Source organism: Flavobacterium seoulense (assembly GCF_000695795.1).
In the GTDB taxonomy this organism is placed as follows: domain Bacteria; phylum Bacteroidota; class Bacteroidia; order Flavobacteriales; family Flavobacteriaceae; genus Flavobacterium; species Flavobacterium seoulense.
Map to the genome: position 1 here is coordinate 150,460 of NZ_JNCA01000017.1, position 23,653 is coordinate 174,112.

The window sequence follows — 23,653 nt, forward strand, 5'->3', positions numbered from 1 at the left end:
AACAATTTTCCGCTTTAAACTCCCTCTCTTTTGGAGAGGGCTGGGGAGAGGAATAAAAATATACAACATGAAGTTTCATTTTTCAAAAAAAATAATCGTACTCCTTTTTCTAATGGTTTTGCAATTTTCTTTTGCTCAAAAGAAAGATCCTAAGAAAGAAGAAAACATTGGTTCAGAAGTAGTGAATGTGGTTAAACCGTACACGCCAACAATATCAGATGCTTCAAAAATTCAGGAATCTCCAGTACTGGATGATGATGGAAATGCTAAAAAAGAGAAGATTAATTATTCTATTTTTTCTTTTCCGGTAGCTTCAACTTTTGCTCCGGCAAAAGGAAAAGCGGAAGGAGTAGATAAGGAAGCACGAGAAAAATTCTATAATAACTATGCTACTTTAGGCTATGGAAATTATGGGAATTTGAATGCCGAATTGTTTATTAATAAGGAATTAGGAAAAAATGATTATGTAGGCGGAATGTTTCGTCATTTATCTTCCAGCGGAGGAGTGAATGATGTGCCGTTAGACAGTTGGTTTTACGATACATCTTTGGATGCCACTTATGGAGCGCATTATGATTCGATGTCATGGAATATTGATTTAGGTTATCAAAATCAGGTGTACAACTGGTTTGGTTTGCCAAAGGATTTTGGAAGTGCATTATCAGCTACAGATAGAAATACTTTAATTGCCGGTATTAATACAAAACATGCTTATAACGGAATTTCTTTAGGAGGAAAATTGCGTTTTAATGATAGTGCTTTTAAGGAAGCTTCGATGAAATTCAGTCATTTTTCGGATAGTTTTGATTCGTCTGAAAATCGTTTTTACATTAAACCATCTTTACAGTTTGATGTAGCGAACCAATTTGTAAATACCGATATTATCGTGGATTATGTGGGAGGAACTTTCGAAAAAAGATATTTAGATCCTCTTTCATCAACTATAAAATTTGGATTTACTAATTTAGGGCTTTCTCCTAGTTTTGTGATTCAGGAAAATGGCTGGAATGTAAAGTTAGGAGCTTCGTTATTTTACAGTATTGATAATAAAGGAAACGATAGTAAATTTTTAATTTATCCAAATATCAATGTCTCATATCCGATTGTTGAAGATTTAATGATTTTTTATGCAGGAGCCGAAGGAGGTTTAGAGCAAAACTCTTATATGGATTTTGTAAAAGAAAATCCGTTTTTATCGCCTACATTAATGATTGCTCCAACAGACAAACAATATGATGTTTTTGCCGGTTTAAAAGGAAAATTGGCTTCAAGTGTAAGTTATAATCTTCGTGGTTCTTATAATAATATTAGAAACAGAGCTTTGTTTAAGGGTAATGATTATACTGAAAATGCATCTAATGAAGATTATGCTTTTGGGAATTCATTTCAGGTGGTTTATGATGATATAAGAACATTTAGTTTTTCAGGTGATTTGAAAGCTGATTTTTCAGAAAATGTGAGTTTTGCAATTGGTGGAACTTTTAATAGTTATAAAAATACATTTGAGCAGGAAGCATGGAATTTGCCTGAAATAGAAGTGAATTCTTCGATTGATTTTAATATTACTCCAAAATGGTTTGCTGGTGCAAAAGTGTTTTATGTAGGAGAACGTAAAGATCAAAAGAGAGATTTATTGTCTGCTACAATGTCAAGTCCAACTAAGTTAGGAAGTTATTTTGATTTGAATTCGCATGTTGGGTTTAAATACAATTCACAATTAACTGCATTTGTAAAACTGAATAATATGACTGGTAAATCATATCAAAAATGGATGGATTATCCGGTACAAGGATTTCAGGTATTGGTAGGAGCTAATTTTAAATTCGACTTTTAATTTTTTACCACAAAGGACACAAAGCTTTTCACAAAGGTCGCAAAGACATATAAAAAAGGCGCAAGATCACAGATTAAAATCTTTGTGAACTTTGCGCCTTCTTTGTGTCCTTTGTGTTTTAAAAAAAAAACTATTCAGTAAAAGGAACTGCAATACGGGTTTTGTCCCATCCAATGTTTAAAACCATTCCTTTATCAGCAGGAGTGAAAACCATCGAAAGTGCTTCAAGAGATTCTTCAGCCTGAGTTACAGGAACACTTAATCTTGCAACATCATTTTCGGCTTTGTATGAATAAGCTCCCCAAACATTAGTACTTTTGTTAATGATAATGGTGTAATTGTCTTTTTCAGGAATAGTAAACAAAGAGTAAGTCCCTGATTGTATTTTAGTATTACCTAATTTTACATCTCTGTAAAAAGTAATCTCAGTAGCTTCATTGGCCCCCGTTCTCCATACTTTTCCGGCAGGAGCTAATTCGCTTAAGGAACGCCCTTTTAGTTGTGGACGGCTGTAAACAATTTTAGCTGATTTAACCGGGATTTTATTGTCAGCAGGAAATAAAGCCTGGTCTAACGGACTTTTGTCTAAACCGGGAAATTTTTGTGCCTGAACATTTGTTGTCAGGAATAATAATGAGCCAAATGCAACGGCAGAAATAAATTGTAATTTTTTCATAGTAGATTTTAAGAATGAGATTAATAATGATTGTTTACGAAGTTAAAGAAAAAAATAATTTATCTAAGAATTAGAATATTAAATTCAGATGATATCGATTAAGATTATGAAAGTGAATTAAACTTGCGGTCAAACTTTTCAATTAGCATTGCGACCCTTGCGAAAAACTTTACTTACTTTGCGGTTAAATTTTTCAAATGACTTTTAAACAAAAAATACATCAATATTACTCCAGATTAGTTGAAGACAGAATCGATGCTTTCCGTGACATGATTTCGGCATTGACCGAAGATTCTAAAAATGATGCGAAAGGTTCAGCAGGCGATAAGCATGAAACGGCTTTGTCGATGATGCATTTAGAACAGGAAAAGTTCAATACGAAACTTAGAGAAGTTTTAGAACAAAAAGCGGTTTTAGATAAAATCGGTGCTTCGGTAATTACCAATTCTATTGTTTTAGGAAGTTTAGTTAAGGCAAACGGAATTTATTTGTATCTGTCTTTGGCTTTGCCAAAAATTACTATTGATGGTATTAATGTAATTGCTTTGTCTCCGCAATCACCATTAGGGAATAAATTAATGGGAAATTCGGTTGGTTTTACTTTCGAAATTAACGGAACGAAATATTTGATTGAAAGTGTAGAGTAGAATTGGTTTTTTGTAATAATCGGTTGGTTTTTATACAATCGAAATCATTTAAAAAAATCGAATACCCTAAAAAAAACTTTCGTAAATTCGCCAGCTTAAAAGTTTGACTTTAAAACTAAATTAAATTATGAGTAAAATAATGACAGTCGACATCTTGTCGAGTATTAAAGGAGCGCAGCCCTCAGAGAGTGTGAACCAGTTGTTTGATGTGATTAAAAATGCACAAGCGTCAAATAATAATTCCTTGAATAATGTCAATCATAATTGTGTGTCAGTGAGTGATTTAAGAGAAGATGTTGTGATAGAGAGTTCGGCTATTGAACGAGAAATAATTTTAGAAAACTTCCCGAACAAGAAAAATGGTTTTTTAGTTGTAGCAAAAGTTATAGAAGGATAAAATGGATTCTAAAATAAAAGAAATACACCAGCAATTGGTGTCAAAACAAATTACTTGTACGGCTTTGGTACAGGAAAAATTAGACTTACTTAAACAAAATACTTATAATTCTGTAAACTCTTTGTTAGATACTTTGGCGCTGGAATTAGCAGCTAAAGTAGATGCCAAAATTACCAATGGAGAAACCATCGGTTTACTGGAAGGAATTCCTTTTGGAATTAAAGATGTATATATGGTTCAGGGAACTTACACAACTGCAAGTTCTGATTTACTTAAAAATTATAAATCGCCTTACACGGCTACTGCTATTCAAAAGCTATTAGATGCAGGAGCAATCCCGTTAGTGAAAGAAAACTGTGATAGTTTTGGTCATGGTTCATCTAGTGAAAATACGATTTTCGGAGCAGTAAAAAATGCTGTAAATCCGGAGTTAGTAGGAGGAGGATCGAGTGGAGGATCGGCTGTGAATGTGGCTTTAGATTATACTGTTTTTTCTATTGGTGGAGATACTGGAGGTTCTATTCGTCAGCCTGCTGGTTACAATCATATTTATGGTTTAAAACCAACTTACGGAAGAATTTCAAGGTATGGATTGATGGCTTATGCGTCTTCTACGGATTGTGTTGGACCGTTAGCAAAATCAATTGAAGATATTCGAATTGTGTTGAATGTAATGAGTGGTAAAGATCCAAAAGATCAAACATCAACTACTTCGGAAGAAATTACAGAAGAAGGAATTGCTGCTTCATCAATCAAAACCGTTGGGTATTTCAAGAATTTTATCGAAAGTGAAGCTATCGATGCTCAAATAAAAGCAGACTTTTTAGCTGCTATCGAAAAAATAAAAGCAAAAGGAATTGCGGTAAAGGAATTGGATTTCTTTAAATCGGATATTTTAGTTTCTACTTATTATACTTTGGCAATGGCAGAGACAGCTTCGAATTTATCCCGTTTGGACGGAACCAATTACGGAAACCGCATTGAAGGAGATAATTTGATTGATACGTATGCGGTAACTCGTTCTGAAAACTTTTCGGAAGAAACAAAACGCAGAATTGTAGGTGGAAACCAAGTACTGTCTCAAGGTTTCTCAGACGAAATTTATTTAAAAGGATTGGCTTTAAGAGATCAGATTTCGGAGAACTTCAGTAAAGATTTTGAAGAAGTGGATGTGATTTTGTCACCAGTTACACCAGCTGCTCCGCCTAAAATAGGAGACAGTTTAAAAGATCCGTTGGCAATGTATTTATCAGATGCTTATACTGTTGGTTTTAGTTTAGGACAATTACCTACTTTAACCGTGCCACAAGGAACAACTACAGGATTGCAAATTACTGCAGCAAAAAATAATGATGAATTAGTGATGCAATTTGCTAATTTCTTAAAAGATACACTATAATGGAATTGGAACAATTAACTGCGGCTTTAAAAGCCCACGATTTAGAATTGGTTATCGGACTGGAAACGCACGTTCGGTTAAATACCAAAACCAAGTTGTTTTGTTCTTGTCCAAATCAAGAAATAGAAACACCTAATCAAAATATATGTTCGGTTTGTACGGGGCAAATGGGCGTTTTGCCCGCTATCAATAAAGAGGCGATTACTAAAGCAATTTATTTTGGAAAAGCAGTAAACTCTTCTTTTAGCAACGAAGTGATTTCCTGGGATAGAAAGCATTATGAATATCCGGATAACCCTAAAAATATTCAGATTACACAATTTCATAATCCGGTAATTCCTGACGGACAGGTTTCTTGTTACAGGAATGACGGTTCACAATTTACTGTGAATTTAACGCAGGTTCATATTGAGGAAGATGCGGCTAAATTGATGCACGAAAAGAAAATTTCCTTAGTCGATTTTAACAAAGCAGGTGTTCCTTTGATCGAAATTGTTACTGAACCTTGTATTCGCAATATCGAAGATGCTTCAACTTATGCGCAATATATTCAGCGTATTGTTCAAAATTTAGGAATCTCTGAAGCCAATTTGGAAAAAGGAGAATTCAAATCGGATGTTTCGGTGTCATTACGTAAAATTAATTCGAATACTTTAAATCCAAGAACGGAGATCAAAAACCTGAACTCGTTTAAGTTTATGATCGAAGCTTTGAAAGAAGAAGTAGAGAAACAATTTAATTATTACAGCGAGCACAAAGAATTTAGACCTGACCAAACAACCGTGTTATGGGATGCCGATTTAAAGCAAACCAAAACCATGCGTAAAAAGGAATTCGAAGCGGATTACCGTTTTATTTCGGAGCCGGATTTACCTTTTGTAAACATTAAAGCTGAGATTGAAGCGATTAATGTAGATACGAGTGCATTGCCTTATGCCGTAGAATCTATCTTGATCAACGGTGGTGTTTTGCCTCAGGATGCTAAATTTTTTACAGCAGATGCTTTGCGCTCGCGCACTTTTGTAACATTAAATAACGAAATTAAAGATCCTTCGTTTGTTGCAAAAACCTTATCAAATAATATCAAGGCGGAAGATTATGTTAATATTCATAATATTGAACATTTGATTACCATTTTTGTATTATTCAAGGCTGAAAAAATCACGGCTGTTTTAGTTCAGAATGCGATTGCGGGTTATTTGAAAGATCAAAATTTTGATTACAATAAATACTTTGAAGAAAACACCATTTCAGAAGACAGAATTCAGGAAGTAATTACAAAAGTAATTGCCGAAAATGAAGCTGTAGCTGCAGCTATTGCTGCGGGTGACCAAGGAAAAGCAGGTATTCTTGTTGGTAAAGTTTTAGGTATTATTGGAAAAGGAGCGAATGGAAAAGTAATTCGTCAGATTATTTTAGATCAATTAGGATCTGCTGCTTCTGTTTCAGAAAAAGCACAATCTATAGAAAAAACTGCTACAGCAACTGTTGCAGAAAATAAAGAAAATCAGGAGGAATCGCTTCCTGAAATTCCACTTGTTGTAAAAGAAACTTATAGAACACATAAAATTTCACAATTATCAGAAGCCAATATTAGTGAAGAGGTGATGTTGTCAGGTTGGGTAGCGAGTGTTCGTGACCATGGAGAATTGATGTTTATTGATTTACGTGATTCCAGTTATGAAATTTTCCAGGTTAATATAAGCAGAGAAACTTTTCCTAATATCGATGAGTTAGTGAAATTAAAACCGGAATCGGTAATTTCAGTAAAAGGTATCGTTGTTGGGCGTAATGAAGATGATTATAATGCAGGATTGCGTACAGGAAAAATAGAATTAGAAACTTCAGAATTGGAGATTTTAAATTTGTCTAAGACTTTGCCTTTCGAAATTAAAAGAGCAGCCAAAACAAATGAAGCAATCCGTTTTCAATACAAGTTCTTAGATCATAGAAATGATGAGGTAAGAAGAGCTATTGTAAACCGTCATAAAGTAATTAAGTTAATTCGTGATATTTTAGACGAAGAAGAATTTTTAGAAATTGAAACCCCTATTTTAAGTGCCGGAACCGATGAAGGAGCACGTGAATTTATTGTTCCTACACGTAAACAGGCAGGTTTGTTTTATACATTACCACAAGCACCACAACAGTTCAAACAAATGTTGATGGTAAGTGGTTATGAAAAATATTTCCAGGTAGCGCGTTGTTTTAGAGATGAGGATTCCCGTGGAGATCGTCAGCCGGAATTTACGCAATTAGATATGGAAATGGCGTATGGCAGCATGCAGCAAATTATCGATTTGAATACTAAATTATTCAATGAAGTAGTGAAGAAAGTATATGGTAACAAATGGATTTTGCGTCCGTTTGAAGTGATTACTTATAAAGATGCGATGGATTTCTACGGCTGTGACCGACCTGATTTGCGTTACGGTTTAAAAATGCAGGACATTACCGAAATTGTAAAAGATACTACTTTCCAGGTATTCTCTAAACCAATTGAAGAAGGTGGAATTGTAAAATGTATTAAAGTTTCGGCTCAGGAGCAAGGAAATAAACGTATGTCTAAAGGTCAAATCGAAGCTTTAACGGCTATTGCACAGCAGCACGGTTTGGGCGGATTGGCTTATATTATTGTAAATGAAGACGAATTACAATCGCCAATTATTAAGTTTTTAGGAGAAGAAATTGCAGCTGGAATTATTAAGGCGACTGATGCGCAGGTTGGAGATATTGTATTCTTCTCGGCGGCAGATTATGCTACGGCAAATAAGGCTTTGGATGCGGTTCGTCAGGAAATGGGTCGAATGTTGAATTTGATTAATCCAAAAGAATTACGTCCAGCTTGGGTAGTTGATTTTCCAATGTTTGAAAAAACAGATGAAGGAAGATGGACGTTTACACACAACCCGTTCTCTATGCCGGCTGTTTATGATTTGGAAAAACACATGAATGGTAAAGAAGAGGAAATCGGAACTATCATTGCGCAACAGTATGATATTATTCTAAACGGTTACGAAATTGGTGGAGGATCAGTTCGTGCACACAAATCGGAGATTCTGGAAGCAACTTATAGAAATATGGGTTACAATAAAGAAGAAATGATAAAAAGCGTTGGAACGATGTATAAAGCTTTTCAGTACGGAGCACCGCCGCATGGAGGAATTGCTTGGGGAATTGACCGTTTGATGATGATTTTAGAGAAAAAAGCATCAATTCGTGAAGTTATGGCTTTCCCTAAAACAGGAACCAGTGAAGATTTACTATTCGGGGCACCATCTGCTTTATCTGATAAAAAAGTAGAGGAGATGAATGTTCGAATTATGAAATAAAACAATTTCAATCTCAAAAATCAATTTCAATGGCAATGATTAATTGAGCTGATTGAAATGATTCAATTATCAAATTTCCAAAACAGCATTTTTGATGTTTGTTTTGGAAATTTGTTTTTTAGGGATTTTTAATTGCTATTGATTTTTGAAATAGGCATTGCAATTGAATCAGGATCTTGGTTTATTAAGTCCTCTGTCGTACATAACAATACTTCCGGCTACTGATACATTTAAACTTTTTTCAGATTTGAATTTAATTAAATGATGGCATTTTGCAATTGCTTTTTTAGATAAGCCATTGTCTTCGGCGCCTAATAAATAAACGCATCTTCTAGGATGTTCAAAAGTCTCTAAATCGGCAGCTCTATCGTCTAATTCAACGCCAACTAAACGTGCGCCTTTAGGTAGATTTTGGTAGAAATCTTCAAAGGTTTCATAGTGAAAATAAGGCATTGATTTCACGGCATTTTCTGTGTCGCAAGCCTGTTTTGCATATCGATTTCCTATTGTAAAAATATAACTTGCTCCTAAGTTTTGAGCGGTTCTCCATAAAACACCTAAGTTTTCAGGGGTTTTACCATTTTGTATTCCTATTCCGAAAAATTCGGTTATAAAATTGTCGTTCATTGGGCAAAAATACAAAAGGCAATGGTAATTTCAATTTCAAAAATCAATTGCAAATTTCTATAGTAGTATTTTAAATGTTTGTTTTGGTATTTTTTGTTTCTAGATCTTTTTTTGAAATTGATTTTTGTTGTCGAAATTGACACTTTTTGTTGATAACTTAAAGGCTAATAAGGCTATTTTGTACGGTATATAATTTGGGTTTTCATATATTTGCGTGTTATACAAAAAATTACAATTTTAGAATAAATTATATGAGCGAAGAAATCAATAAAGGAAATTATTCAGCAGATAGTATTCAGGCATTAGAAGGAATGGAGCACGTAAGAATGCGTCCTTCCATGTATATTGGAGATGTAGGGGTTCGAGGACTGCATCATTTAGTTTATGAAGTTGTAGATAACTCTATTGATGAGGCAATGGGAGGTCATTGTGATGCTATTAGTGTTTCAATCAATGAGGATGGTTCTATTACAGTTGAAGATAATGGTCGTGGTATTCCGGTAGGAATTCATAAAAAAGAAGGTGTTTCGGCATTAGAGGTTGTAATGACTAAAATTGGTGCCGGAGGTAAATTCGATAAAGATTCGTATAAAGTTTCTGGAGGTTTGCATGGTGTTGGGGTTTCTTGTGTGAATGCCTTGTCAAATCATTTAATTGCTACTGTTCATAGTAGTGATGGTAAGGTGTACCAACAAGAATACGAAAGAGGAAAAGCGCTTTATCCTGTAAAGCAAATTGGTGATACTTCAAAAAGAGGAACTATTGTTACTTTTTATCCTGATCCAACTATTTTTCAGCAAACTATTGAGTTTTCTTATGATACTTTGTCAGCTCGTATGCGTGAATTGGCTTACCTGAACAAAGGAATCACAATTACTTTTAGTGATAAAAGAGAATTAGATGATAAAGGAAATCCAATTGGTGAAATATTTCATTCTCAGGAGGGTTTAAAAGAATATATTCGTTATTTAGATGGAAATCGTGAGCCAATTATTGGTCATGTAATTTCTATGGATAATCCAAATGCCGAAATTCCGGTTGAGGTTGCGTTGATTTACAATACAAGTTATTCTGAGAATATTTTTTCTTATGTAAATAATATCAATACGCACGAAGGAGGAACGCATTTGCAAGGTTTCAGAATGGGATTGACCCGTTCACTTAAGAAATATGCCGATGCTTCAGGGATGTTAGATAAATTAAAATTTGATATTTCAGGAGATGATTTCCGTGAAGGATTAACTGCTATTATTTCGGTAAAAGTAGCTGAACCTCAATTTGAAGGACAAACAAAAACCAAACTTGGAAACAGAGAAGTTGTTTCTCCTGTAAGTCAGGCGGTGAGTGAGATGGTGGAAAATTATTTGGAAGAAAATCCAAATGATGCTAAAATCATTGTTCAAAAAGTAATTCTTGCGGCTCAGGCTCGTCACGCAGCTAAAAAAGCACGTGAAATGGTGCAGCGTAAAACCGTAATGGGTGGCGGTGGATTACCAGGGAAATTATCCGATTGTTCTGAGCAGGATCCTGCAAAATGTGAGGTATATCTTGTCGAGGGAGATTCGGCGGGTGGAACTGCTAAGCAAGGTCGTGATCGTAATTTTCAGGCTATTTTGCCATTACGTGGTAAGATTTTGAATGTGGAAAAAGCGATGCATCATAAAGTTTTTGAAAACGAAGAGATTCGAAATATATTTACAGCACTTGGTGTAACTGTTGGTACTGAAGAAGATAGTAAGGCATTGAATATTTCGAAATTGCGTTACCATAAAGTAATTATCATGTGTGATGCCGATGTCGATGGTAGCCATATTTCTACATTGATTTTGACATTCTTCTTCCGTTTTATGAAAGAATTAATCGAAGAGGGACACGTTTATATTGCTGCTCCGCCTTTATATTTAGTTAAAAAAGGAAACAAGAAAGAATACGCATGGAACGATGTTCAGCGTGATCAGGCTAACGAAAGAATGGGTGGAAGTGCCGCTATTCAGCGTTATAAAGGTCTTGGAGAGATGAATGCAGAGCAATTGTGGGAAACTACAATGGATCCTAGTTTCAGGACTTTACGTCAGGTAACTATTGATAGTTTGGCTGAGGCTGATCAGGTGTTTTCTATGTTAATGGGGGACGAAGTACCACCACGTAGAGAATTTATCGAGAAAAATGCTGTTTATGCTAATATTGATGCATAAAAAGTAGCTCGTTTGGTGGTTATTTTGGTTAATAAATTGTAGATTAGCATTAATCAATCAATTTTTACTTAACCGAATAAACATTAAAATATGAAAGTTACTATTGTAGGAGCAGGAAACGTAGGAGCAACCTGTGCAGATGTTATTTCTTATAGAGGAATTGCCAGTGAAGTAGTTTTGTTAGATATCAAGCAAGGTTTTGCCGAAGGAAAAGCTTTAGATATTATGCAATGTGCTACAGATACTGGATTTAATACCCGAGTAGTGGGAGTTACCAATGATTATTCTAAAACCGCTAATAGTGATGTAGTGGTGGTGACTTCAGGGATTCCCAGAAAACCGGGGATGACTCGTGAGGAACTGATAGGAATTAATGCGGGAATAGTAAAATCGGTAGTTGAAAATATTTTAGAGTATTCGCCGGAGACTATCATTATTGTGGTTTCGAATCCAATGGATACAATGACTTATTTGACATTGAAATCGACTGGTTTGCCAAAAAACAGAATTATTGGCATGGGTGGGATTCTGGATAGTTCTCGTTTTAGAACCTATTTGTCTTTGGCTCTAGATAAACCCGCAAATGATGTGTCGGGAATGGTTATAGGAGGTCACGGTGATACGACTATGATTCCGTTAACGCGTTTGGCTTCTTACAATGGAATTCCGGTTTCTCAATTTCTGTCTGAAGAAACTTTGCAAAAAGTTGCCGCAGATACAATGGTAGGAGGAGCTACATTGACGGGTCTTTTAGGAACATCGGCATGGTATGCACCGGGAGCGTCAGTAGCTTTTTTGGTTGACAGTATTTTAAATGATCAAAAAAGAATGATTGCCTGTTCAGTATATGTTGAGGGCGAGTACGGTCAAAACGATATTTGTATAGGAGTGCCTTGTATTATTGGAAAAAACGGAGTCGAGGAGATTTTAGATATTCAATTGAACGATAAGGAAAAAGCATTGTTTGCTAAGAGTGCTGATGCAGTTAGAGCAATGAATGATGCGCTGAAAACGATTTTAGCGTAACTTTTTTTACATATTAAATTGGAGACTGCAATTTTTGCAGTCTTTTTTTTGAGATTAATTAATAAATAAATTGGTTAATCTTAACCAGAATTATATATTTGCTCGGTTTAAAAAATATTTGGCTTTATTTGTTTTTTCTTTTTTTAGATTAAAAATGGCTAAAACATTGTTTATAAGTAACTAACATAAAATAATAAATTTAAAATAATTAATTTTTAGTAATAATGCAGAATAAAGGACTTATTAAATTTTTTGCAATTCTATTTGCATTGGTAAGTATTTACCAACTTTCGTTCACTTTTGTGGCAAATAATGTCAAGGAAGAGGCTAAAGCTTTTGCAGGAGATAATCCTGATAAAGAGTTAAAATATTTAGACTCTATTGGTAAAGAAAAAGTGTTTCTTGACTTTTTTACTTATGATGAAGTAAAAAACAAACAAATTAATAAAGGTCTTGACTTAGAAGGAGGAATCAACGTAATTCTTCAAATTTCTATTAAAGACGTTTTGAAAGGTTTAGCAAATAACTCTAAAAACCCTGTTTTTAATAAGTCATTAGCAGATGCAAGTGCTAATTTAGAAGGAAACAAAACCTATTTAAATAAGTTTTTTGAAGCTTTTGACGCTAATTCAAAAGGATCAGTAAAACTAGCTTCGCCAGATATTTTTGCAAACAGATCATTGCAAGGTGAAGGTGGTGTTGATTATCAAATGTCAGATGCTCAGGTTCAGAAAGTTATCAAAAGAAAAGTTGATGAATCTATCGAAAGTGCTTACAAAGTATTAAGAGAGCGTATTGATAAATTTGGTGTAACTCAGCCTAATATTCAAAAATTAGGAGAAACGGGAAGAATTCTTGTAGAACTTCCGGGAGCTAAAGATGTAGATAGAATTAAGAAATTATTAGGAGGTAAAGCACAACTTGAATTTTGGGAAACTTACAAAATTGATGAAGTTGGAAACTTTTTAATGGCTGCTAACGAGGCATTAAAGAAAACTGAAGTTGCTAAAACTGAGACTAAAGCTGTTGTTAAGGATTCATTGAGCGCTTTATTAACAGATACTAAAGATTCTGCTGCTACTAAAAAAGGAAATAACCCATTACTTGACAAAATGGTTGGTCAGGGTGGAGGACCTGTTTTAGGTCTTTTCTCTCCAAAAGATACCGCTACAATCAATGGATATTTTAAAAGACAAGACATCAAAATTTTGTTACCAGCCGAATTGCGTTATGCGAAATTTGTTTGGGGTAAAGCAACAAAAATAAAAGATGCTAAAGAAAAAGAGGTTGAAGTAGTTGAATTATATGCTTTAAGAGGAAACAGAGATAATACTCCTGCTATGTTAGGAAGTGTTGTTACTGATGCTAAAGATACTTTTGATCAAATGGGGAAACCATCTGTTTCAATGCAAATGAACGGACATGGAGCGAAGGTATGGGAAGAATTAACAGGAAGAGCTTATACTCAAAAAAGTAATATTGCTATTGTTTTAGATAATGTAGTATATTCTGCGCCAGGTGTATCTAGCGGACCTATTGCCGGAGGAAGATCAGAAATTTCAGGATCATTTGATATTACTGAAACTAAAGATTTAGCAAACGTATTAAATGCAGGTAAATTACCGGCTTCTGCTGATATTGTTCAATCAACGGTTGTAGGACCATCTTTAGGTCAGGCTTCAATTGATGCTGGTATGAACTCTTCAATCGTAGGATTGTTTTTAGTATGTTTATGGATGGTATTCTATTACGGTAAAGCGGGTTGGTATGCTAACTTGGCATTATTATTAAACTTACTTTTCTTATTCGGAATTATGGCAAGTTTTGGTTTTGTGCTTACATTACCGGGTATTGCAGGTATCGTATTAACATTAGGTACTGCAGTGGATGCTAACATTATTATTTACGAAAGAGCAAAAGAAGAATTACGTGAAGGAAAATCACTTTCTGAAGCAGTTACTGCATCTTACGGATGGCACGGAGCAATGCGTTCTATTATTGATGCTAACGTAACTCACGTTTTAACTGGAGCTATCTTATTTATCTTTGGAACAGGACCAATTAAAGGTTTTGCTTTAACATTACTTATTGGTATTGCAACTTCATTGTTTACGTCAATTTTTATTGCCAGAATTTTTATTGATAAAAATATTCTTGGAAAAGCTGATTTGACTTTCTCTACAAACATCACTAAAAATTGGTTTACTAATTTCCATTATGACTTTATCAAGGTGAAGAAATTTACGTATGTTTTCTCTTCATTAGTAGTTATTGTAAGTTTTACGTCAATCTTCTTCGTTAACGGATTAGATGAAGGTGTAGATTTTGTTGGAGGAAGAACATTCCAGGTGAAATTTGAGAAACCAGTTGATGCGACTGTGGTTTCAGATGAATTATCAGCTGCTTTTGGAACTCCGGTTGAAGCTAAAATTTTAGGTGATGACGATCAGTTGAAAATCACAACTAAATATAAAATTAAAGAAGACGGTATTGCTGTTGATAAAGAAGTAAACGAGAAATTATACAAAGCTTTATCTAAATATTACCCAAATACATCTTATGATAAATTCATCAATACTTTTGATGGTAAAAAAGTAGGTGTATTACAATCTTCTAAAGTTGGTGCTTCTATTTCTGAAGATATTAAAACAAACTCATACTGGGCAGTTCTTGGAGCAATGTCAGCTATTTTCTTATACTTAATTGTTTCTTTCCGTAAATGGCAATATTCATTAGGTGCGATTGCAGCTGTGGCGCATGACGTAATCTTTGTATTAGGAATTTACTCTTTATGTTATAAATTCATGCCTTTCCACATGGAAATGGACCAACACTTTATCGCTGCGATTCTTACCGTTATTGGTTATTCTATGAATGATACCGTAATTGTATATGACAGGGTGAGAGAGTTTATTTTAGGGAAACGTAAAGGAACTTTCGAAAGTATTGTAAATGCTTCTGTAAATACTACTTTATCAAGAACATTAAATACTTCATTAATGATGATTATCGTTTTATTGACAATGTTCCTTTTTGGAGGAGAATCAATCAGAGGATTTATCTTTGCAATGTTAGTAGGTATTATTGTTGGAACTTATTCTTCATTATTTATTGCGACACCAGTATTGGTTGATACAATTTCTAAAGAAGAGAAAGAAGCTGTTGAAAAACAGCACGAAGCTGCAGCATAATTTATCTTTTTATTATATAATTAAGACCCAACATAAGTTGGGTCTTTTTTTTGGGATTAATTCGCTGATTTTTTTAAAACGGTTTATATTTCGCAATATATTTTATCAAAAGCTACTTTTTTTAATATATTTACTCTATAATAGTATTACCCCCGAATCTTAGTCTATTTAAAATTTAAACAATGAAAAAGAACCTACTTTTATTTGTCTTTGTTTGCTTACTTCATTTGTTAATTGGTTCTAGTGTTTTTGCTCAAACTCCTCAACCGACAGGTACTTCTGTTTATTATTATTGTATTGGTGATTCTGCAAGTCAGCTAACAGCCGGAGGTGATAATTTATTATGGTATCAAGATGCTACAGGTGGAACAGGTTCATCTACTGCGCCAACGCCTTCAACTTCATCCGCTGGCACTACTAGCTATTATGTCACTCAAACTATTGCAGGAATTGAAAGTTCTCCTCGAAAAGCGATTACGGTTAATGTGAATAAGCAATTTGAATTATTTTGTGCAGGCGTGACAACTAGTTCTGTTAATTTTGATTTTTCTAATGTTGGGCAAACTAGATTTGATTATAGTTATACTATTGCGGGAGGAACTCCAATAACAGGAACGCAAACATCTCCAAGCAGTTTTACTGTTAGCGGGCTTTCTGAAGGGCAGACAGTTGTCTTTACAGTTACTGCTGTTGGTGCTCCTTCATGTGTGGCTAATCGAACACTTTCAGCTAGTTGTAGAACGACATGTTCAACATTAGCAACTCCAACATTTAATCAAATTGGTCCTGTTTGTTCTGGAGATACTCCTCCAGTGTTGCCTTCAAGTTCGTTAGAAGGAATTAACGGAACATGGTCTCCGGCTGTGGTTAGTAATACAGCTAGCGGAACTTATACTTTTACTCCAAATGCAAATGAATGTGCGACAACGCAAACAATGAACATTGTAGTAAATCCGGATAATCCTGGTTTTAGTGATTTTACTATTTGTTCAGGAAGTGGAGCACCTAATTTAGACACCACTTCTCCAAGAGGTGTAACAGGAACTTGGGATCCTGCTGTAATTGATGATATGAATACGGATACTTATACCTTTACTCCAGATGCAGGTCAATGCGCAGCTCCACAAACGATAGAGGTAACAGTAATACCATCTAATATGCTTAATGATTTTACCTGGACGGTAACACAGGCATTTGTAGATAATCAAATAATAACTGTTTCAGCAACGACAGCGGGAGGAGATTATTTATATAAGTTAGACGATGGACCTTTTCAGGCTAATCCTGTTTTTGAAAATGTTGCTTCTGGCACACATGCAATAACGGTTATTGATCAGGCAGGTTGTAGTTCACCAATTACTAAAAATGATATATTGGTAATAAATTATCCAAAATTCTTCACGCCAAATAATGATGGTTTTAATGATTTTTGGAATGTAAAAGAACTAAGTTCACAGCCATCTGCCTATATTCGAATATTTGATCGTTATGGTAAATTTATAAAGCAAATAAGTCCCAATGGTGATGGTTGGAATGGAACGTATAATGGCTATTTTCTGCCAGCAGATGATTACTGGTTTGTAGTTCATTATACTGAAGATAGTATCGCAAAAGAGTTCAAATCTCATTTTGCGTTGAAGAGATAAAACTAAAAAGGAATTGTATGATGGTTATACAATTCCTTTTTTTTATGCTGTTTGCAATTCTGAAATAACAAACTCAGATCCATCTTTAAATTGACTGTTGTAATAAACTTTTACTTCGTTTCTATCAGCTAATTTTCGGACTAAATTTAAACCGATTCCGGTTCCTGAATCTCCTCTTGAAGATTTTCCGAGCGTGTAAAACATCTGGAAAATTTTCTCTGCCTGACCTTCTGGAATTCCAGGGCCGTTGTCTCTTATTGCTATTTGCTTTAATTCTTCGTTGTATGAAATAGTGATTTCAGTAATGGCTTTATCATTGTATTTGATAGCATTCGATAATAAATTTTGAATAATCTGTTTGAATGCTACCGATTGAAAATTAATTTTATGATTCAGATTTTCTTTTGCTATTCTAATATTGTTATTAGGATTAAGTAATTTAATAACGGCATTGACTTCGTTAAGAATAGAAATAGCTTCTTTTCCTTCATTATTTTCAACGTTTTTCGAATAAAACAATAAATCATCAATTAGTTTAGACATCGACATTGCAGATGATTTTACCATATCAAAAAGCTCTGTTGCTTCTTCTTTTAAGTCTAATAAATGTTCTTCTTCAATGAATTCGACTAAGGATTTTATGTTGTTTAAAGGTGTTTTTAAATCATGGGCAATTATATTAGCAAATTGTTCTAATTCACCATTTTTAGCAACTAATTTTTCGTTTAGTTTTTGTAATTCCTGATCGTAATCCCAAATTTTTAAGAACGATTCTACTTTTTTACGGGTAATTTCAGTTACCAGAGGTTTGAATAGAAAATCGATGGCTCCTAAATCGTAGGCTTTATTGATATATTTAGCCTCATCACTTATCGCGGTTACAAAAATGGTTGGAATATTAGCCGTTGTAGGATGTTGTTTTGTGATTTCGACAAATTCATAACCATCCATTTCAGGCATTTGAACATCGACTAAAATAAGAGATATTTTTTCTTTAAGTAATATTTGTAATCCTTCGTTTCCTGAATTACAAGTGATTATTTCTCGGTCGTGTTTCTCTAAAATACTTTTTAATGCAATTAAATTTGCAGGTTGATCATCTATTAATAATAGCTTATGCTTAATTGTATTCATTATTTAATGTATTTATAATGTCTTTTGTATTTAATTCCTGATGTTTATTGTATATGTTTTTTGCCGCTTTGGGCATGATTGCAAATTCAGCTTCGTCGCAATCCTGAATGATTGTTTTTCCGTTGTTTTCGGCCATGATTTTTAATCCAATTGCTCCATCATGATTAGAACCTGAAAGTAAAATTCCGCAGCATTTTTCTTTCAATAATATCGAAAAAGATTCAAAAGTAATATCAATCGAAGGCCGACTAAAATTAACAAGTTCAGATACATCCAACGAAAAAGTATAATTTTCTTCTAAAAGCAAATGATAATTGGCAGGAGCGGTATATATAAAACCTTTTTCTATTTTTTCTTTATCATCAATTTCTTTGACTGTATAATGAGTACTTCTTTGTAAAATAGATTCAAAAGAAGAATTACTGTTTTTTAAACGATGCAAAACAATAACAATAGGGGTGTCTATGCTTTTGTCTAAATTATTTAAAATAGACAAAATAGTATCAAAAGCTCCTGCTGAGCCGCCTATTATTATGATTTCGGGTTTCATCTTATTTTTTGATAAATTTTTTCTTCTCGATCAATCTCTTTAAAATTTTCGTAAACACTGCTAAATCGCAACGATTCTTTTTTTCCAATTGCCAGAAATCCGTGTACAGGCAAACTGTCGTAAAATAATTCGAATGCTTTATTTTGCAATTTACTATTAAAATAAATTAAAACATTTCGGCATAAAATCAATTGACATTCTTTAAAAACGCTATCGGCAACTAAATTATGATTTGAAAATAAAATATTTTGTTTGAATTCTGAATTGATCATCGAATGTTTTTCATCAGAAACAAAGTAATTTTTTAAAGATTCTTTTCCTCCACATTCATAATAATTCTTAGTGTAATCCTTAAAATTAGTGTTGTCATAAATTCCTTTTTTAGACTGTTCTATGGCATTTCGACTAATATCAGTTGCATAAATTCTTGTTTTTGGAAAAAGATTATTTTCTTTCAAAAGAATATTTAACGAATAGGTTTCTTCTCCAAAAGAGCATCCGGCTGTCCAGATATTAATTTTAGGATAACTGTCTAAATATGGAAAAACTTTTTCATGTAAAGATTTAAAAAAACTTGGATCTCTAAAAAACTCACTTACATTTACGACAATTTCATTGATAAAGTTTTGAAAAATAGTAGGATTATTGATGAGTTCAAATTTTAAATCGACACTGGTTTTCATGTTATTGATATCCATAAAACGATTGACCCTTCTAAGCATTGAAGCTTTAGAGTAATCACTGAAATCGTAATCAAATTGCTTTTTTATTGTAAAAAGCAATTCGTCAAGTTCGTTTAATTTTATCATTTATAAATCCAAATGCTAATTAATGAAATAAGTTTTTGAATATCAATAGGTTTTGACTGATAATCAGAAGCGCCAGCATTTAATATTTCGTCACGATCACCTTTCATCGCTTTGGCAGTCAAGGCTATGATAGGCAGGTTTTTCCATTTAGGATTTTCTCTAATTTTCTTAGTCGCTTCAAATCCGTCCATTTCTGGCATCATAATATCCATTAGAACAATGTCAAAAGTCCCATGTTCCTGTAATGTGTTTAAAGCTTCAATACCATTAAAAGCAGTTGTAATGATAGCTCCTTTGCTGGTTAATGCTGCTGATAAAGCGTAGATGTTTCGAATATCGTCATCAACAATTAAAATGCTTTTATCTTTTAATATTTCGCCTCCGGCTAAATTTGGTGCGGTTTCATATTTGGTATTTTCTGAAGTTTCGACTTTGTTTAAAAATAACAAAATTTCATCTTTCAGTCTTTCGGTAACATTATCGGTTTTGATTACAATACTGTCTACATTTTTTTCGAGTTCTAATTGCTCAACATCCGAAAGTGTTTTTCCAGTATTGATAATGATTTTTATGTTTTTGTTTTTAGAAATATTCTTTAATTCAGAAATAGCTTTTACGTTATCAGAATCCGGTAAGCCTAAATCGATTATGGCACAGTCAATTTCAACATTAGTCAAAATATTTTCAGCTTCAGCTCTTGAATAAGCCTGAAGGCAAATAGTATTCTTATCGTTAGCGTGCAATAATTGTTTAATCGAATAATTTAATTTCTCGTCGTCTTCGAGAATTAGTACTCTTTTAAAAACTTTATTGATTTCTTCATCAATAGAAAGGAATGCATTTTTAAGTTTTTCGGGAGTAATAGGTTTCACTAAGAAATCAAAAGCACCCATTTCTTTAGCTAATTTTTCTCTTTTCATTCCAGACATTACATGCACCGGAATATGCTTTAATTCAGGATCTTCTTTAAGCCATTTTAGGACTGTCCAACCATCAATTCCTGGCAGTTTCATGTCCAGAATTATCGCTTTTGGATTGTACTTTTTAGCGTATTGAAAACCAGTTTCGCCCTGATGCGCAATAATTGCTTTAAAACCATTATTATGTGCTACCTGAAGTAATACTTCGGCAAATGACGGATCGTCTTCAATAATTAAAACGGTTTTGTCATCAATATCGGCTTTGTGACGATCATCATCAATATCAGCAGATAAATCGACAAATTCTTCATTCGCTTTTGGATATTCTGATTCTATTGTGTTATCTTTTATAGTTTCCGGAATTGCACTTTCTGTACTTTCTACAAAAGAATTATTATTTTCTTGATTAAAATTTACAGGAATTATGACACCAAAAATGCTTCCATTATTCAATTGGCTGTCAAAATAAACTTCACCATCTAATAAGTTGGCAAGTTGTTTAGAAATATATAAACCTAATCCGGTTCCGCCATATTTTCGACTTGTTGAACTATCAGCCTGCTGGAAACTTTGGAATAATTTTTTCTTATTTTCTTCGGATATTCCTATACCGTTGTCTTTTATTTCTATGGCTAAAATTTGGCTGTTATCAATAGAAGCTAATTTAGGATTTGTAAACTCCCAATTGCTTTTTGGTGTAGAAAAGTTCATTTCTACAATTCCACCATTTGGAGTAAATTTCAAAGCATTAGATAAGAAATTCTTAAGGATTTGTTCAATTTTACCTATGTCAGTGTAAATTTCTCTAGGACAGTCTTCAGTAATTGAGGTTTTAAAATCAATCTCTTTCTTGTTCATTTGGGCTCTAAAAAGACCATCCATATCCGATAATATTCGTTCTGTAACCGTATTTTCAGGATAGATTTCGACTTTTCCAGCTTCAATTTTAGAGATATCAAGAATATCAGTAATCAGGTTTAATAAATCTTTTCCGGAAGTATTAATTACCGATAAATTTTCTAATTGCGCATTTGTTAAATTTCCGGAAGTATTGTCTTTTAAAATATCCGAAAGAATTAAAATACTGTTTAAAGGCGTTCGCAATTCATGCGACATATTAGCTAAAAACTCTGATTTATATTTACTTGCCTGCGCAATTTCTTCTGATTTTACATTCAGCTCTTCCTGAGCTATTATAAGATCATCATTTTTTTTCTCGATTTCGTAATTTTTAGTTTCAAGTTCGCGACTTTTTTCTTCTAAATACGCATTAGTTTGCTCTAATTCGGCAGCCTGATTTTTTAATTCTTCTTCCGATTGTTGCAGTAATAAAGTATGCTTATTTAGTTCTTCGTTATTTTGACGTAACTCTTCTTCCTGAACTTGTAAAATGTTGTTTTTCTTGTTGATTTCTTCGCTTGAAATTCGCAATTCTTCATTTCGAATAAATACAGCAATTGCGCTTCCTATGGCGTCTTTTAAAGTGTTTAATAATTTTTGGTCAGTTTCAGTAAAGTTATTCAAAGAGCCAATTTCGATAACGCCAATTACTGAATTCTGATAAGAAATAGGAGTAATTAAAATATTGTAAATAGCCGATTTTCCTAATGAAGAACTCAGGTAAGAATACTCATTAGTTAAATTATTGAAACATTTTTGCTCATTAAATTTAGCCGCTTCGCCCACTAATCCTTCGCCAAAAGCAATTGTTTTTGGGCTATTGTTATCATCAGCATAACTGCCAATTTTTATTAAATTGTCTTTGTCTTCGATGTAATCAATACTATAAAAAGTTGCCTGACAAGCATTAGTTTGATTGCTTAAAAGTTGGCTTAATTTACTACCGAAATCATATATGTTTTCTGAATTAATGATTGTATTATTTACTTCAATAACATTTTTTTCGAGTAAATGATTTTCAGCAGCTTCATCATCAAAACGCTTTAATTCTAATGACATATTATTTAATGACTGATTTAAAGTGTCAGAATCACTTCGGATTACTATGGTTTCGCCAAAATTCCCAGAACTAATTTTAGAAGCTAAATTAATTTGTTCTTTAATAGCGCTAACTAATTTTTTTATAGATTCCCTGATAGAATCAAGTTCTATATTTCCTGTAAGTGTATGTTGGAAATCAGTATATCCTAAAGAAATTTTTTCAATTTTTGTTGCGACTATATTTAATGATTTCGATGTATTTGAAATTAATTTGTAAACTAAAATTGCCGTTGTGATTAATAATAATACAAATGAAAATATGGCTACAATTGTACTTATAATTGTGATGTCTTTTTCATGTTTGGCTAATTCAATAATATGGTTAAGCTTTTTAATTTTTAAAGTATTTAACTTATCATTTACGGTAGTAGACTGATTCCACCAGGCATCGGGTGTTACTTTTTTTGTATTGTTTAAGATGGCTTCAGAAGTACTTAAAAACGATTGGAATTCGGCTGATTTTTTAAATCGAATGATTTCATCATTGATATGAAGATCGTTATAATTCTCTAATTTAAAATCAGTGTTTTTATTTAAATTTCTTATGTTGTCATAATAGCCATTTAAATCGCTATGAATGGTGTCATCTGTTAGTTTAGTGAAAATTAATCCACGAATTAAATTAGCCGCTGATTTTGAATCGATATAAGATTTAAAATTATTAGCAAGTCGGGCTACTTGTGCATTATCACAATTTACAATTTCCCGATCAATTAAATTATTGAATATATTGTTTAAAGCGGTGTATTTATTGTAAGTTTTTAAAGTAGATATTGCTTTGTTTTCGGCATTGTAATGAATGTCGTTCAGGATTTTTTTAGCTTCTCTAACATTTTTGGCAACAATACTATCATTAGTATTTGTTTCAGAAATCCATTCGAGTGTTTTTGCCATTCTTAATTTGAAATCTACTTTTTTATTAGGATCAAATTTTGAATATTCGCTTAATGTTTTCTCATTATTGATAAGCATTATTCCTTCGGAAAAAACAGCAATTTGTTCAATTCTTTGAATGCTGTTTTCTATTCTGGAATATTTTTGATAAGTACTTTCAATATTTAAAACAGTGAAGTATATTAAGCCAGAAATGGGGATTAAAAGAATTAGAACTAATTGCTTTTTAAAAGATAATTTTTTCCACATAATGCAGTAGGTTAGAAAAATAATGTGTTTACTTTATTTTGAATAATTTGTTTTCGTATTTAAAATATATTCGGGGGTATTTTTTAGATAAGATAAACAAAAAAGCATTTCAAATATAGTTGAAAT

General features: G+C 33.1%; 15 protein-coding genes. 9 read left to right on the top strand and 6 right to left on the bottom strand.

All coding sequences use genetic code 11. The features are described 5' to 3' along the window. The first annotated feature begins 67 nt into the window (after positions 1-67). Positions 68-1,834, top strand: coding sequence for a porin family protein (locus tag FEM21_RS09915; protein ID WP_035660004.1), 1,767 nt, complete (start codon positions 68-70; stop codon positions 1,832-1,834). 130 nt (positions 1,835-1,964) lie between these two features. Here the strand turns inward: FEM21_RS09915 and FEM21_RS09920 are convergent, their stop codons facing one another. Continuing rightward, a complete protein-coding gene (locus FEM21_RS09920) occupies positions 1,965-2,510 on the bottom strand; it encodes a DUF2911 domain-containing protein (RefSeq protein WP_035660006.1) in 546 nt (181 codons plus the stop codon). A gap of 197 nt (positions 2,511-2,707) precedes the next feature. On the opposite strand from FEM21_RS09920, the gene FEM21_RS09925 reads away from it, so the two are divergent. From FEM21_RS09925 to gatB/aspS, 4 genes are all read left to right on the top strand, one after another. After that, a complete protein-coding gene (locus FEM21_RS09925) occupies positions 2,708-3,157 on the top strand; it encodes a hypothetical protein (protein WP_035660009.1) in 450 nt (149 codons plus the stop codon). A gap of 139 nt (positions 3,158-3,296) precedes the next feature. After that, positions 3,297-3,554, top strand: a complete 258-nt coding sequence (locus tag FEM21_RS09930) for an Asp-tRNA(Asn)/Glu-tRNA(Gln) amidotransferase subunit GatC (RefSeq protein WP_081824675.1) — start codon at positions 3,297-3,299, stop codon at positions 3,552-3,554. Position 3,555: 1 nt separating this feature from the next. Further along, the gene (locus tag FEM21_RS09935) at positions 3,556-4,953 is read left to right on the top strand and encodes an amidase family protein (RefSeq protein WP_035660014.1); all 1,398 of its coding nucleotides are present in this window, start codon (positions 3,556-3,558) and stop codon (positions 4,951-4,953) included. Then, a complete protein-coding gene (gatB/aspS, locus tag FEM21_RS09940; RefSeq protein WP_035660016.1) occupies positions 4,953-8,285 on the top strand; it encodes a bifunctional amidotransferase subunit GatB/aspartate--tRNA ligase AspS in 3,333 nt (1,110 codons plus the stop codon). The genes FEM21_RS09935 and gatB/aspS overlap by 1 nt, the downstream gene beginning before the upstream one ends. 168 nt (positions 8,286-8,453) lie before the next feature. Here the strand turns inward: gatB/aspS and FEM21_RS09945 are convergent, their stop codons facing one another. After that, positions 8,454-8,912: an RNA methyltransferase gene (locus FEM21_RS09945; protein ID WP_035660018.1), complete on the bottom strand. Its 459-nt coding sequence runs from the start codon at positions 8,910-8,912 to the stop codon at positions 8,454-8,456. 251 nt (positions 8,913-9,163) lie between these two features. On the opposite strand from FEM21_RS09945, the gene gyrB reads away from it, so the two are divergent. From gyrB to FEM21_RS09965, 4 genes are all read left to right on the top strand, one after another. Beyond that, positions 9,164-11,107: a DNA topoisomerase (ATP-hydrolyzing) subunit B gene (gyrB, locus tag FEM21_RS09950; RefSeq protein WP_035660020.1), complete on the top strand. Its 1,944-nt coding sequence runs from the start codon at positions 9,164-9,166 to the stop codon at positions 11,105-11,107. Positions 11,108-11,197: 90 nt separating this feature from the next. After that, the gene (gene mdh / locus FEM21_RS09955) at positions 11,198-12,133 is read left to right on the top strand and encodes a malate dehydrogenase (RefSeq protein WP_035660023.1); all 936 of its coding nucleotides are present in this window, start codon (positions 11,198-11,200) and stop codon (positions 12,131-12,133) included. Positions 12,134-12,357: 224 nt separating this feature from the next. Then, positions 12,358-15,324, top strand: a complete 2,967-nt coding sequence (gene secDF, locus FEM21_RS09960; RefSeq protein ID WP_035660025.1) for a protein translocase subunit SecDF — start codon at positions 12,358-12,360, stop codon at positions 15,322-15,324. Between the two features lie 182 nt (positions 15,325-15,506). Continuing rightward, positions 15,507-16,970, top strand: a complete 1,464-nt coding sequence (locus FEM21_RS09965) for a T9SS type B sorting domain-containing protein (protein WP_081824673.1) — start codon at positions 15,507-15,509, stop codon at positions 16,968-16,970. Positions 16,971-17,012: 42 nt separating this feature from the next. Here FEM21_RS09965 and FEM21_RS09970 read toward each other — a convergent pair whose 3' ends face one another. Genes FEM21_RS09970 through FEM21_RS16775 form a run of 4 tightly spaced genes read right to left on the bottom strand, consistent with a single transcriptional unit; the run spans position 17,013 to position 23,527 of the window. Beyond that, positions 17,013-18,104, bottom strand: coding sequence for a sensor histidine kinase (locus tag FEM21_RS09970; RefSeq protein WP_035660030.1), 1,092 nt, complete (start codon positions 18,102-18,104; stop codon positions 17,013-17,015). Further along, positions 18,091-18,654, bottom strand: coding sequence for a chemotaxis protein CheB (locus FEM21_RS09975; protein ID WP_035660032.1), 564 nt, complete (start codon positions 18,652-18,654; stop codon positions 18,091-18,093). The genes FEM21_RS09970 and FEM21_RS09975 overlap by 14 nt, the downstream gene beginning before the upstream one ends. After that, positions 18,651-19,463, bottom strand: coding sequence for a CheR family methyltransferase (locus FEM21_RS09980; RefSeq protein ID WP_035660033.1), 813 nt, complete (start codon positions 19,461-19,463; stop codon positions 18,651-18,653). Before FEM21_RS09980 ends, FEM21_RS09975 begins: the two co-directional genes overlap by 4 nt. Further along, entirely contained in the window at positions 19,460-23,527 is a 4,068-nt protein-coding gene (locus FEM21_RS16775) for a response regulator (RefSeq protein ID WP_051627547.1), read from the bottom strand. Before FEM21_RS16775 ends, FEM21_RS09980 begins: the two co-directional genes overlap by 4 nt. Positions 23,528-23,653: the final 126 nt, after the last annotated feature.

What these genes read in the sequence shown, in the direction of transcription:
- FEM21_RS09915 (WP_035660004.1), top strand. Translation starts at nt 68, where the DNA reads ATGAAGTTTCATTTTTCAAAAAAAATAATCGTACTCCTTTTTCTAATG.
- FEM21_RS09920 (WP_035660006.1), bottom strand. Translation starts at nt 2,510, where the DNA reads ATGAAAAAATTACAATTTATTTCTGCCGTTGCATTTGGCTCATTATTA.
- FEM21_RS09925 (WP_035660009.1), top strand. Translation starts at nt 2,708, where the DNA reads ATGACTTTTAAACAAAAAATACATCAATATTACTCCAGATTAGTTGAA.
- FEM21_RS09930 (WP_081824675.1), top strand. Translation starts at nt 3,297, where the DNA reads ATGACAGTCGACATCTTGTCGAGTATTAAAGGAGCGCAGCCCTCAGAG.
- FEM21_RS09935 (WP_035660014.1), top strand. Translation starts at nt 3,556, where the DNA reads ATGGATTCTAAAATAAAAGAAATACACCAGCAATTGGTGTCAAAACAA.
- gatB/aspS (WP_035660016.1), top strand. Translation starts at nt 4,953, where the DNA reads ATGGAATTGGAACAATTAACTGCGGCTTTAAAAGCCCACGATTTAGAA.
- FEM21_RS09945 (WP_035660018.1), bottom strand. Translation starts at nt 8,912, where the DNA reads ATGAACGACAATTTTATAACCGAATTTTTCGGAATAGGAATACAAAAT.
- gyrB (WP_035660020.1), top strand. Translation starts at nt 9,164, where the DNA reads ATGAGCGAAGAAATCAATAAAGGAAATTATTCAGCAGATAGTATTCAG.
- mdh (WP_035660023.1), top strand. Translation starts at nt 11,198, where the DNA reads ATGAAAGTTACTATTGTAGGAGCAGGAAACGTAGGAGCAACCTGTGCA.
- secDF (WP_035660025.1), top strand. Translation starts at nt 12,358, where the DNA reads ATGCAGAATAAAGGACTTATTAAATTTTTTGCAATTCTATTTGCATTG.
- FEM21_RS09965 (WP_081824673.1), top strand. Translation starts at nt 15,507, where the DNA reads ATGAAAAAGAACCTACTTTTATTTGTCTTTGTTTGCTTACTTCATTTG.
- FEM21_RS09970 (WP_035660030.1), bottom strand. Translation starts at nt 18,104, where the DNA reads ATGAATACAATTAAGCATAAGCTATTATTAATAGATGATCAACCTGCA.
- FEM21_RS09975 (WP_035660032.1), bottom strand. Translation starts at nt 18,654, where the DNA reads ATGAAACCCGAAATCATAATAATAGGCGGCTCAGCAGGAGCTTTTGAT.
- FEM21_RS09980 (WP_035660033.1), bottom strand. Translation starts at nt 19,463, where the DNA reads ATGATAAAATTAAACGAACTTGACGAATTGCTTTTTACAATAAAAAAG.
- FEM21_RS16775 (WP_051627547.1), bottom strand. Translation starts at nt 23,527, where the DNA reads ATGTGGAAAAAATTATCTTTTAAAAAGCAATTAGTTCTAATTCTTTTA.